Origin of the sequence: Pseudomonas panipatensis, assembly GCF_900099785.1 — a bacterium.
GTDB classification, from domain to species: Bacteria; Pseudomonadota; Gammaproteobacteria; order Pseudomonadales; family Pseudomonadaceae; genus Pseudomonas; species Pseudomonas panipatensis.
The window spans coordinates 276,800-287,776 of sequence record NZ_FNDS01000001.1 but is presented as its reverse complement, the minus strand read 5'-3'; the positions used below and the strand labels follow the sequence as shown (position 1 = coordinate 287,776).

The following is a 10,977-nucleotide window of genomic DNA, read 5'->3' as shown; positions in this document are numbered from 1 at the left end:
GGAAGACGCACGAGCACGGCGGAACGCGGCCTGGGGCACGCGCCCGACGGCATCCTGCACGTCGTCGTTGACTTCAGGCCGGTCTCCGGGCTCGCGAGTGGAAATCACCTGGACTTCCCCGATCGCGCCTTCCCATGCCTGGGCACAGTGGCTGATTGCGATCGTCGGACTCGCTTACCGTTGCGGGGGCAGCGCCGGAATGACCGATTTTCCTCGGTGTCACCGGCTTCCCTGTTTCACCCCCGACCGTTGGCCGGAGGCACCTGAAGCAGGCGCGCAGCTTAGTGGCTGGCGGGGTGGCCGGTCAATCGGCGGCAGCGCCGCGCCAGGCGCCAGCGCGCAGGCCGAATGGGAAAGGCACGCGGCGGGAAAGACCAGGCTGCCGCGCGCCGCTGAGGCCGTCGCGGTGAGCCACTTGGCGTGGGCTTACGAGCAACTGCCGGTGGCGGTCTTGGTGACGTAGGAACGCCCGGTGGCGCTGACCGTCACCACGCGCTCCTGATTGCCCGCGTAGGGGCTGGCGCGGCACACCGTCAGGGTCGCCTGGGTCGAGCCGACGCCGGAGGGCTGGAAGTCGATGCGCGACACCGTCGAGGTCACCTTGAAGCCCTGCGGTGCGGCTTTCTCGGTCTGGATGACCGTGGAGCCGGTGATCACGATCCAGCCCTGCTCCCACCCGCCGGAACCGCAACTGGCGCCATCGCTGGAGGGGCACAGGCTGGTCACCGCATTGCGCTTGATCGCCTCGCTGCGCGCCAGGGCGGCGCTGGTCACCAGGTCGTTGGCGCTGGCGCGCAGCTTGCCGCTGAGCGTGGTGTCGGTGAGCGAAGGTACGGCGATCGTCAGCAGGATGGCGGCCACCGCGATGGTCACCATCAGCTCCACCAGGGTGAAACCACGCCCGCGGGCTGTCGATTGCAGAGTCGCGACGGCCATGCCTGCCTCCTATCGCTCGATGTTCCAATAGACCCAGGACTTGGGCTGCTTGCTCCCCGGCGGCGGCGGCGGGGTACCCGCCTCCAGCGGCGAGGCGGGGTTGGCGCCGATGATGAAGGGTACGGTGGAGCCGTCATCCAGGGTCACCATGCCGGCCACCGGCGAAGGCGGCAGGCCGCCACCGGAGATCACCCCGAAGCGATCGCCATTCACCCCGGCGGCATTCAGGTAGCTGATGTTGTAGCTGCGCGCCGTGCCCAGGCTGGTGCAACTGGTGCTGCTGGCCACCGCCGGCTGGTGGGTACTGAAGGTAATGGTGCCGTAGGTGAGGATGGACGAGGTCACCACTTGCTCGGTGGAGGCCAGCCCCAGGTACCAGCCCTTGGGATAGGCCGCCAGCTGCGTGGTGGTCGGCGTGGCGGTGGTGGTGATCGGCAACAGCGAGGCATTGCAGATCAGGTTGGCGCCACAGGTGCCGTTCTCCGCGGTCAGCCAGGCGCTGTCGGTGGGTTTGTCGCGCACCACATAGAAGCGGTTGGCCACGCTGGCCGCCGAGGTATAGCTGAGCAACGGCTTCTCGCGGTCGCCGGAACCGAGCATGAGCACGTACTGGCCATTGTCCAGGGCAATGTCCGGGCCGAACAGGAACTTGCGGTTGGCGCTGCAGGTGGAGACGGTGTCGCAGCCGAGCGAGGCGATCTTGGTGATCGTCCAGGAGCCGGGAGCGGTGCTGCCGATGGCGGTATTGGCGTCGATGCCGGAGATGCGATAGATATTGCCGCCCGTATCTGCGGCATAGCCCCACACCGCCATGCCAGTGCTGTCGGTGACCATCACCACGTCACCCACCACACCACGAGTGGTGGACAGGGTCTGCAGCAGCGCGCCGGTATCGGCGTCGATCAAATAGATCTTGTTGCCCTTGCTGCTGGAGGTGCAGGTGTTGGGATCGGCATCCTCGCAAGCGTCATAGCCACCGCCCATGATCAGCATGGTGTTGGCGCCGGCATGATAGCCGCTGGACTTCACCGCCACCGGGGTCGACCAGGTCTGGCCGATGCCGCTGAAACCGGTGCTGCAACCGGTATCGTTGCCCTGATTGGGACAACCGAGTTTCCACTTCAGCGTCGGACTGGCCGGCGTGGTCACGTCGAAGGCATACAGAGCGCGGCCACCACGGCGCATGGTGGCGTAGATCCACGAGGTAGTGCCCTGGCGCACCGCACTGACCGAGCCATCCATGCCATAGGCCTTGGGCTGCGGCGTGGGGCTGCCGGTGGTGTGGCCGGGGAAGCTGATGGTGACGTTGTTGTCACGCAGGCGCTTGATGCTCGGGTAGAACTCCGGCGGCATGAACGACCAGAGTTCGCTGCCGGCGGCAAAGCTGCCGTAGGCGGTGGTGCGATTGCCGTTGACCGCATGCAGCAGGCCGTCGTTGCCACCGTAGAACACCACGATCTGCGGCGCGCTGGAGGTGCCGTAGTTCAGGGCCACCGGGCGTGAGTGCACCACATCGCCATGCACCGAGGAGCGGGTTTCGGTGAGGTTGGCGTTGAGGTTCTCGTCCAGGTTGTCCGCGCCTACCGCCCAGTTGATGATATCGCCGCGCTCGGTGCTGTCGGCGGCGCCGAGCAGAGCCTGGGTCACGGCGGTGTTGGCGGTGTTGAAGCTGGTGAGGCTGGTGCAAGTGGTCGGGTCGCAGGTCTTCATGGTCCGACTGCTGGCCGAACGCAACCGGTAAGCCTGGGCACCCTTCTCGACGATATTGCCATCGGGGTAGTTGGAGGCATCCGAGTTGGCCACCGTCAGGCAACTGCCCTGGGGCTTGAAGGCCCAGTAACTGTCGAGCGTGCTGGGGGTCCAGAAACTGCGCGCACACTCGGTGATGAAGCCGGTGGCGCTGTTGATCGCGCTATTGCCGTCGGCGTCCAGGGTCTTGAGCACACCGTTGACCATGCCGAGCTTGTACTGTTTCAAGTTGCCCGCCCAGCGCGGGAAGGAATCCTGGTCCGGACGGAACATACCGACGAAGACCTGGTTCAGGTAGGTGCTCTGGGTGTTCACGCTCACCGGCAGGCTGACCGCGGCGAACACACTGTTGACCGCCTGGATCTCGGAGAAAATCGAGTTCAGCGCATCGGCGATCTGGGTGCCGGTAGCGCTGACATCGAAGTACTTACCACTGCTGACGTTGGCCATGCTTTCGAGCAGCGCGGTCCAACCCGGCCCCTGGCCAGTGGTGACCTTGTTGATGTCGACCGTGTAGGTGGTGATGCCCAGGCTGCTCTTCTTCATGAAGCGCGCCCATTCGTCGGCCATGTTGTCCTGCGAGCCGCTCGGGGAAATCGGGATGGTGGTGGTGCTGCCGCCAGCGGCGGCCAGGGCTGCAGTGGCCTGGGTAATGTCGGAGGTATTGTCCTGGGCGGCGCCGTTGCTGATATAGATGATGAAGTTCTTCGCGCAGCCAGTGACGATCGGGTTGTTGTAGGGGCTGCCGTCGACTGCCGAAAGGGCGTTCCCGGAAAGCGCATAGACCGCATTGGAAGCGGTCGTACCGGAAGCATTGCCCAGATAATCGGTCTTGGCCTTGTTGTTGCCGGCATAGGGCGCCCCGGCGGAGAAGTACAGCCAAGCCTCCTCCATCGCCTTGCTGACCTTGCCGCCGTTGGACTTGTCGGCATTGGAGTCCAGGCTGTTCACCAGTGCCTGGTACTTGGTCTTGGTGGCCGAGTCGAACAGGCGGATGGCCGCGCGCACGTAGGCGCCGTCATTGCCGGAGTTTCCTTTGCCCGTTTCGGTGAACATCATCAAGCCAACACGGAACTTGCTGGCCTGCAGCCCGCTGATCACCGAGGACAGCGCGGCGATCTCGTTAGTGAAGGGCGTGTTCCAGTTGGCAGTGTTGTCCAGGACGATCAGGACATTCGGTGCATCCGTGGAGTTGGGCGGTGTGCCGACGAACAGGTCGATGTCATCGGCCTGGGCGACACCCTGGAGCAACAGCAACGCACAGAGGGCAAAAAGACGCCGGACCGGGCCGGACTTGCGCTGAGCATTCATGACTGGCCTCGTTTCCCGCATCAGGGGCAGACAATGTTTTTCTGGGCGTCGGTAAGCAGCACACGCACGCCGGAGCGCACCCGCACCGCCGAGCCGCTCACGGGATCGCTGACGTTGGCGTCCAGATCCCAGACGGTGTTCCAGTTGTTGCTGGTCATGCCGGGCAGGTTCAGGCTGCTGGGCACCGACGAGGGGCTGAGGGTCGCGCGCTGGCAGGTCGGCGTGGCCATGGACACCAGGTAGTCGCTGGTGCCGTCGTTGTTGATATCGACGTTGAGTTGCTCAGCCGTCGGCGCAGCAGTGAACGCCGAGCTGAGCACCCGTTCGATACCGACGTTGGCGGCGGCGATGGCCTCGTTGCGGAACTGCATGTTGCCCACCGCCTTGAGGTTGGAGCCACTCAGGGTGTAGGCGCTGCCGACCATCACCATCAACAGCAGGAGCATCACCATGGCCACCACCAGGGTGGCGCCGCGCTGCTTTTTTGCCGGGTTCGAACCACTCATGGTGTCTGCCTCCGTCGAGAGACGTTCATCAAGGTCGCACTGGAGGTGAACAGGTGCCGCTTGTAACCATCGGAGAAGGGGCCGAGGGTGAGGCTACCCAGGTTGTAGGTGTTGCTCGAGGTGTACCCCGGGGTGGCATCACGGCTGCGCACCAGCACATAGATCTTCGCTTCCACGGCATTCATCATCTGATCCTGGGTGCAGGCGGAGCAGTGGATGAAGTTGCCGTCGGAGGCTCCGTCGCCGCGATTGGTCGGCGTGGCCTTGGTGCTCGGATCGGCCCAGCTCACCGCGCTGGTGTAATCCACCGTCGCCCCAGTCTTGCTGCGGTTATCGATGCCGAACTCGATACGGAAGGCCTCGATCCCCTCGATCAGCGGCACCGCCGCCTGCTGCACATTGTCCGGCGAGGCGCCGCCGGTGGTGTCGAATTGCGAGCGCATCAGGGTGGGAATGCCGTCCCCGGCGGTCACCGCGTAGTTACGCAGGTAATAGAGGTTGGAGACGTACTTGCGCCGGTCAGCGAGGGTGCTGCAGTTGCGCTGGTGCAGGACGAAGCCGGTGCTGTCCAGTACGTAAGGCGTGGTGGTCTCCGTCGAGCAGAACGAGGGCTGGAAATACACCTTGCCAGCGCTCAGCGCGTCGCAATTGCCGACCCCCGGCGAGCAGGTGTCGGCATGCCGCACCAGCAGGACGTCGGAATTGGCCACCTTGTTGGTGACAATGGCCGAACAGCCCGAGGGCACCGCATCGTAGGCCTGCACCGGCACACCGATGGCGTTGATCTTGTCCTGCGCGGTCCAGGCCGAGAAAGCCGTGCACACCGGCGGCATCGCAGTCGGCACATCGGCGGGGACAGTGTTCAGCGTGAGGTCGTCGAACTGCGGGATGAAGCCGTTCCAGAAGCCAGCGTGGGCCAGGTCTTCCTGGAATACCTGGATGGCGAAACGGCCGTTCTCGATCAGCGAGTTGGTCTTGGCCATCTCGTCGTTGCTGCGGCTGAGGTTCAGGTAAAGCGTGAGCACGGCGGTCATGATCAGCAGGCTGATGGTCACTGCGATCATCATTTCGATCAGGGTGAAGCCACGCTGTCGCTCTTTGCCGGCTGGCGCTGCGGAGCAGTGCATCGGGACGCGGCTCATAGCGTTGCCACCCGGACCACAGTGGTGACCACGCGACGGCACAGATCGCTGGTGCACGTCTTGCCATCGTTGTAGGCACCAGCGCCGCAGGCCACGCTGGAAGGCGGCGCGGAGATCGGCGACAGCCCCTGCCAGGCCACGGTGATCAGGTACTGGCTGCTGCCCAGTGACTCGATGCAGCCGCGGCCGCCGAGCATGGCGCCGGTCTTGCCGTTGGTCGCGTCGGTTTCCGCCGCGCCCTGCAAACTGTTGCACCAGTCCGCTGCATCCGCCTGCTGGCGCGTGGCCGTGCTGGTCGGGCAGGTCATGCCAGTGCCCAGCGGGGAGGATGTGCCGGTCACGTAGCTGGCGGCGTTGCTCGCATTGGCGGTAAGGCGATTGGACATGTCGGCCAGCAGAATCAGCGCCTGGGCGCGCTGGTACGACTCCATGTCCGATAGCTGCATGCGCGCCTGCAACTTGGCCAGGCCCAACAGGCCCAGGGAGAGGATGAGAATGCTCACCAGCAGTTCGATGAGGGTCAGGCCACGCTGACGACGGAATGGGCTCATGGCTGCACTCACCATTTGCTCGACGGCGACTTGCTGCCGTCACTGTTCAAGACCAGCGCCCCGTCGCTAGCCTGGGAGCCAGTGGGTGTGAAGGTAATGGTGAAGCTCGGCGGGGTGCCGGCGCTGATGCTGATGTCGTAGCCGTAGTTGCTGGACACCTCGCTGGGCAGCGAGTAGCCGCCGCTTTCCAGCGCCGACTTGCTGGCGTAGGCACGATTGGCCAGCAGGTACTGCTGCTCGCGGTTGGCGATATCCATCATCTGTGCCTGGGCCGCCGCGCGTTTACCGCGAATGATGTATTGCTGATAACTCGGGTACGCAATAGCCGCGAGAATCGCAACGATGACGACCGTCACCATCAATTCGATCAGGGTGAAACCTTTTGCGCGCGTCAGCATCATAAAGGCACTCGACGGAATACTTCGCTGGTCTAACTCTATTCAATAAATAGCCAAACGCCATCGCCGGCCGTTCGCCATTTATCACCGGCCGTCGTCAAGGGATCGACGGAGAACATTAATACTATATGCGGAAATTCGACGATGAATTGTGAGCGATATAGCCATTTCGCTCAAATACCCGCAACACCCGCCATTACTGGCCTACAGCAACACAGCAGCAAACCTGAAAGAGGCCAAAGGAACACCTGAAAGAAGAGTAAAAAACGCCCCGATAATGGAACGAACGTACTTACAACAAACAGGCTAATCGAACACAAAACCTAATAACGCTACTGATACAATTGTGAAAAAAACGTCAGCAAAAAATTAACGAACCATTAAATAAGCGCCGCTCATCGCACTTATTAATTAGTACGCTCGTCCCTATATAACGCTAATACCGCTCTAACTCGCGACAATCCGGAAAGTCAGCAACGACATAAAGGAAACCATTGCCGAACAGGCAGCCATGGCGATCCACCATGGCTCAGGGCTGGCTGCGGCAGAATGCCACTCTCCGACAGCAGCCGAGAACGGCAGGATGGAGCCGTCGACGAACTCCGCTAGACTCCGTCGCATGACTGAAACCGCTCAAGCCGGCCAGCTCCAGCTGGAAACCCATGCCTCCCCGCCCCTGCTCCAGATCAGCGGCGACTGGACGCTCGCCCATTTCGCCAACCTGCAACGGCAGATCGCCCAGCTCGACGAGCAACACCAGCCTGCCGAGCGCTTCGACTTCAGCCAACTAGGCGCCCTGGATACCGCTGGCGCCAGCCTGCTCGCCGACCTGCTCGGCAGCGGCGGCCTGCAACGGCTCGATGAGGTCGCCGCGAGCCTGCCGCCGGAACGCCGCGCGCTGCTGCGCGCGGTCGGCACATCGATCACCCAGTGCCGTCTGCACGAAAAGGCGCCGCCCGCGAGCAATGCCCTGGTCGACCTGCTGGAGCGCATCGGCCGCGCCATGCAGACCGTCTGGAAAAACCTGGTCGGCCTGTTCGGTTTCATCGGCCTGACCCTGGAAAGCCTGCTGCGCTGCGCGCTGCGCCCACGCCGCTGGCGGCCCACGGCGCTGGCCGCGCACATGGAGCAGACCGGCCTGGACGCGGTGCCCATCGTCGCCCTGCTGACCTTCATGGTCGGCGCCGTGGTGGCCTTCCTCGGCGCCACCGTGCTGAACAAGTTCGGCGCGGCCATCTACACCGTCGATCTGGTCGGCTTTTCTTTCCTGCGCGAATTCGGCGTGCTGCTCACCGCCATCCTCCTCGCCGGGCGCACCGCCAGTGCCTTCACCGCGCAGATCGGCTCGATGAAGTCGAACCAGGAAATCGACGCCATCCGTGCCCTTGGCCTGGACCCGATGGAGCTGCTGGTGCTGCCGCGGGTGCTGGCGCTGCTGCTGACCCTGCCGATGCTGACCTTCCTCGCCATGCTCTGCGGCATCGTCGGCGGCGGCACGGTCTGCGCGCTGACCCTGGACATCACCCCACGCATGTTCGTGGTCATGCTGCAGAACGATATCCCGGTGCAGCATTTCCTGGTCGGCATGGTCAAGGCGCCGATCTTCGCCTTCATCATCGCCGTGATCGGCTGCCTGGAAGGCTTCCGCGTCAGCGGCAGCGCGCAGTCGGTGGGCGAGCACACCACCTCCAGCGTGGTGCAATCGATCTTCGTGGTGATCCTGCTGGACGCCATCGCCGCGTTGTTCTTCATGGAGATGGGCTGGTGATGCGCGACGAACCGATCATCCAGGTCCGCGACCTGAGCAACCGCTTCGGCGACTATGCCGTGCACCAACACCTCGACCTCGACGTGCGGCGCGGCGAAATCCTCGGCGTGGTGGGCGGCTCCGGCACCGGCAAGTCGGTGCTGCTGCGCAGCATCATCGGCCTGCGGCCACCGCAGGAAGGCGAGATTGAGGTGTTCGGGCAGAACCTCCTGCAACTGCCGCCGGAGCAGCGCTCGCGGGTGGAGCGGCGCTTCGGCGTGCTGTTCCAGAACGGCGCGCTGTTCTCCTCGCTGACCGTCAGCGAAAACATCTGCCTGCCGCTGATCGAGCATGGCGGCCTGAGCCGCGACGATGCCGAATACATCGCCAAGGTGAAGATTTCCCTGGCCGGCCTGCCGCCAGAGGCCGGCGCCAAGTACCCCGCCGAGCTTTCCGGTGGCATGGTCAAGCGCGCCGCCCTGGCGCGCGCCCTGGCCCTGGACCCGGACATCCTGTTCCTCGACGAACCCACCGCCGGCCTCGACCCGATCGGCGCGGCGGCCTTCGACCAACTGATCCTGACCCTGCGCGAGGCCTTCGGCCTGACGGTATTCCTGGTCACCCACGACCTCGACACCCTCTACACCATTTGCGACCGCGTCGCCGTGCTGGCGCAGAAGCGCGTGCTGGTGATCGGCAGCCTCGACGAGGTAGCCGCCACCGACGATGCCTGGGTGCAGGACTATTTCCACGGCCCGCGCGGCCGTGCCGCGCAGCAGGCGGCGACTAGCCTGCGGGAGGAAAACTGACATGGAAACCCGTGCCCATCACGTGCTGATCGGCCTGTTCACCGTCCTGGTGGCGGCCGGCGGCCTGCTCTTCGGCCTGTGGCTGGCCAAGTCCAGCAGCGACCAGCAGTACAACTACTACGACGTGATCTTCACCGAAGCGGTGACCGGCCTGAGCCAGGGCGGCACCGTGCAGTACAGCGGCATCAAGGTCGGCGACGTGGTCAGCCTGCGCCTCGACCCGCGCGACCCGCGCAAGGTGCTGGCGCGCATCCGCGTGTTCGACCGCACGCCGATCCGCCAGGACACCCGCGCCAAACTGGCCATCACCGGAGTCACCGGCACCGCCATCATCCAGCTCAGCAACGGTTCGCCGGACAGCCCGCCGCTGCTGGCCGAGGACGGCAAGGTGCCGGTGATCCAGACCATCCCCTCGCCGCTCAGCAAGCTGCTGGCCAACGGCGAAGACATCGCCAGCAACATCAACAACCTGATCACCAACGTCAACCAACTGTTCTCCCAGGAAAACGTCGACCGCGTCGGCCGCACCCTCGACCACATCGACCAGGCCACCGCGGTGATCGCCGAACAGCGCGCCGATATCCGCCGCACCGTGCGCGAACTGGCCGACGCCAGCCAGCAGGCACGGCAGACCCTGGCCAATGCCAACCTACTGCTCGGCAACGCCAACCAACTGCTCAGCAGCCAGGGCAAGGACATCCTCGGCAACACCCAGCAAACCCTGGCCGCCCTGCAACGCAGCAGCGAAAAGATCGAGCGCCTGCTCGATAACAACTACGACGCGGTGAACGGCGGGCTCAAGGGGCTCGGCGACATCGGCCCGGCCCTGCGCGAACTGCGCAGCACCCTGGAAAGCCTGCGCGGCGTGACCCGCCGCCTGCAGGAAAATCCGGCCAATTACCTGCTCGGCGGCGACCGCACCAAGGAGTTCCAACCATGAAGGCCACCCTGCGACTGCTCGGCTGCTGTGCCCTCGCCGCCCAGCTCGGCGCCTGCTCGATCCTGCCCAAGACCGAGGCCCCGGACATCTACCGCCTGCCCGCCAGCCAGCAGCCGGCAGCGGCCTCCCCCGCCGTGGATTGGTCGCTGCGGGTCAACGCGCCCAAGGCCAGCCAGGCCCTGGACAGCAACCGCATCGCCGTCCTGCCCAGCGGCGACCTGCTCAGCGTCTACAAGGGCGCGCGCTGGAGCGACAGCGCGCCGGCACTGCTGCGCGACCGCCTGCTCGATGCCTTCCGCGCCGACGGCCGCATCCAGGGCCTGAGCAGCGACGCGGTGAACCTGCAGGCCGACCTGGAACTGGGCGGCGACCTGCGCGCCTTCCAGAGCGAATACCGCAACGGCCACGTGGAAACAGTGATCACCCTGGAAGCGCGCCTGGTGCGCAGCGCCAACCAACGCATCCTCGCCACCCGCCACTTCGAAGTGCGCCAGCCGGCGACCGACGACAAGCTTCCCCAGGTGATCAGCGCCTTCGGCCAGGCCGCCGACCGCCTCGCCGCGCAAGTGGTCGGCTGGACCTTGCAGCAAGGACAGATGCAGACGCTCCAGCGCCAAGCCCTCCAACCATGATCCGTAGGATGGCGTTGAGCGTAGCGATACCCATCACCGCCCCAAACCGCATGGGTTTCGTCCCTCACCCCATCCCACTGCCTGACCGCTGCGTAGGATAGCGTTGAGCGCAGCGATACCCATCACCGCCCCAAACCGCATGGGTTTCGTTCCTCAACCCATCCTACGGCCTGACCGCGCGTAGGATGGCGTTGAGCGAAGCGATACCCATCAATTTCCGCCGCCCCTACATGGACTTCGCCAACGGCCAGCGCGT

The 10,977-nt window shown here is 64.7% G+C and carries 10 protein-coding genes and 1 riboswitch; of the genes, 4 read left to right on the top strand and 6 right to left on the bottom strand.

All coding sequences use genetic code 11. From position 1 onward, the window contains the following. Positions 1–59: 59 nt before the first annotated feature. A riboswitch (cobalamin riboswitch) is annotated at positions 60–282 on the bottom strand. 144 nt (positions 283–426) lie between these two features. The 6 genes from BLQ74_RS01410 to BLQ74_RS01385 are packed head-to-tail and all read right to left on the bottom strand — an operon-like array spanning position 427 to position 6,596. Continuing rightward, on the bottom strand, positions 427–936 hold the full coding sequence (locus BLQ74_RS01410; RefSeq protein WP_090260073.1) for a GspH/FimT family pseudopilin: 510 nt from the start codon (positions 934–936) through the stop codon (positions 427–429). A 9-nt stretch (positions 937–945) separates the two neighbouring features. Beyond that, a complete protein-coding gene (locus BLQ74_RS01405; protein ID WP_090260071.1) occupies positions 946–3,996 on the bottom strand; it encodes a pilus assembly protein in 3,051 nt (1,016 codons plus the stop codon). 20 nt (positions 3,997–4,016) lie between these two features. After that, on the bottom strand, positions 4,017–4,502 hold the full coding sequence (locus BLQ74_RS01400) for a hypothetical protein (RefSeq protein WP_090260069.1): 486 nt from the start codon (positions 4,500–4,502) through the stop codon (positions 4,017–4,019). Next, positions 4,499–5,644, bottom strand: a complete 1,146-nt coding sequence (locus BLQ74_RS01395; protein ID WP_244507128.1) for a PilW family protein — start codon at positions 5,642–5,644, stop codon at positions 4,499–4,501. Before BLQ74_RS01395 ends, BLQ74_RS01400 begins: the two co-directional genes overlap by 4 nt. Further along, complete coding sequence (gene pilV / locus BLQ74_RS01390) at positions 5,641–6,195, bottom strand: type IV pilus modification protein PilV (protein ID WP_244507127.1); 555 nt, start codon at positions 6,193–6,195, stop codon at positions 5,641–5,643. The genes BLQ74_RS01395 and pilV overlap by 4 nt, the downstream gene beginning before the upstream one ends. Positions 6,196–6,203: 8 nt before the next feature. Further along, positions 6,204–6,596 (bottom strand): type IV pilin protein, encoded by a 393-nt coding sequence (locus BLQ74_RS01385; protein ID WP_280139797.1) that lies wholly within the window; start codon positions 6,594–6,596, stop codon positions 6,204–6,206. A gap of 616 nt (positions 6,597–7,212) precedes the next feature. On the opposite strand from BLQ74_RS01385, the gene BLQ74_RS01380 reads away from it, so the two are divergent. From BLQ74_RS01380 to BLQ74_RS01365, 4 genes are read left to right on the top strand one after another with little or no spacing between them, the layout of a single operon-like run. After that, positions 7,213–8,361: an ABC transporter permease gene (locus tag BLQ74_RS01380; protein ID WP_090260065.1), complete on the top strand. Its 1,149-nt coding sequence runs from the start codon at positions 7,213–7,215 to the stop codon at positions 8,359–8,361. Beyond that, a complete protein-coding gene (locus tag BLQ74_RS01375; RefSeq protein WP_425287473.1) occupies positions 8,361–9,149 on the top strand; it encodes an ABC transporter ATP-binding protein in 789 nt (262 codons plus the stop codon). The genes BLQ74_RS01380 and BLQ74_RS01375 overlap by 1 nt, the downstream gene beginning before the upstream one ends. A 1-nt stretch (position 9,150) precedes the next feature. Continuing rightward, positions 9,151–10,089 (top strand): MlaD family protein, encoded by a 939-nt coding sequence (locus BLQ74_RS01370; RefSeq protein ID WP_090260061.1) that lies wholly within the window; start codon positions 9,151–9,153, stop codon positions 10,087–10,089. Beyond that, a complete protein-coding gene (locus BLQ74_RS01365) occupies positions 10,086–10,721 on the top strand; it encodes an ABC-type transport auxiliary lipoprotein family protein (RefSeq protein ID WP_090260059.1) in 636 nt (211 codons plus the stop codon). The genes BLQ74_RS01370 and BLQ74_RS01365 overlap by 4 nt, the downstream gene beginning before the upstream one ends. Positions 10,722–10,977: the final 256 nt, after the last annotated feature.

Coding starts and splice junctions, on each gene's coding strand:
- BLQ74_RS01410 (WP_090260073.1), bottom strand. CDS start 936: ATGGCCGTCGCGACTCTGCAATCGACAGCCCGCGGGCGTGGTTTCACC.
- BLQ74_RS01405 (WP_090260071.1), bottom strand. CDS start 3,996: ATGAATGCTCAGCGCAAGTCCGGCCCGGTCCGGCGTCTTTTTGCCCTC.
- BLQ74_RS01400 (WP_090260069.1), bottom strand. CDS start 4,502: ATGAGTGGTTCGAACCCGGCAAAAAAGCAGCGCGGCGCCACCCTGGTG.
- BLQ74_RS01395 (WP_244507128.1), bottom strand. CDS start 5,644: ATGAGCCGCGTCCCGATGCACTGCTCCGCAGCGCCAGCCGGCAAAGAG.
- pilV (WP_244507127.1), bottom strand. CDS start 6,195: ATGAGCCCATTCCGTCGTCAGCGTGGCCTGACCCTCATCGAACTGCTG.
- BLQ74_RS01385 (WP_280139797.1), bottom strand. CDS start 6,596: ATGATGCTGACGCGCGCAAAAGGTTTCACCCTGATCGAATTGATGGTG.
- BLQ74_RS01380 (WP_090260065.1), top strand. CDS start 7,213: ATGACTGAAACCGCTCAAGCCGGCCAGCTCCAGCTGGAAACCCATGCC.
- BLQ74_RS01375 (WP_425287473.1), top strand. CDS start 8,361: ATGCGCGACGAACCGATCATCCAGGTCCGCGACCTGAGCAACCGCTTC.
- BLQ74_RS01370 (WP_090260061.1), top strand. CDS start 9,151: ATGGAAACCCGTGCCCATCACGTGCTGATCGGCCTGTTCACCGTCCTG.
- BLQ74_RS01365 (WP_090260059.1), top strand. CDS start 10,086: ATGAAGGCCACCCTGCGACTGCTCGGCTGCTGTGCCCTCGCCGCCCAG.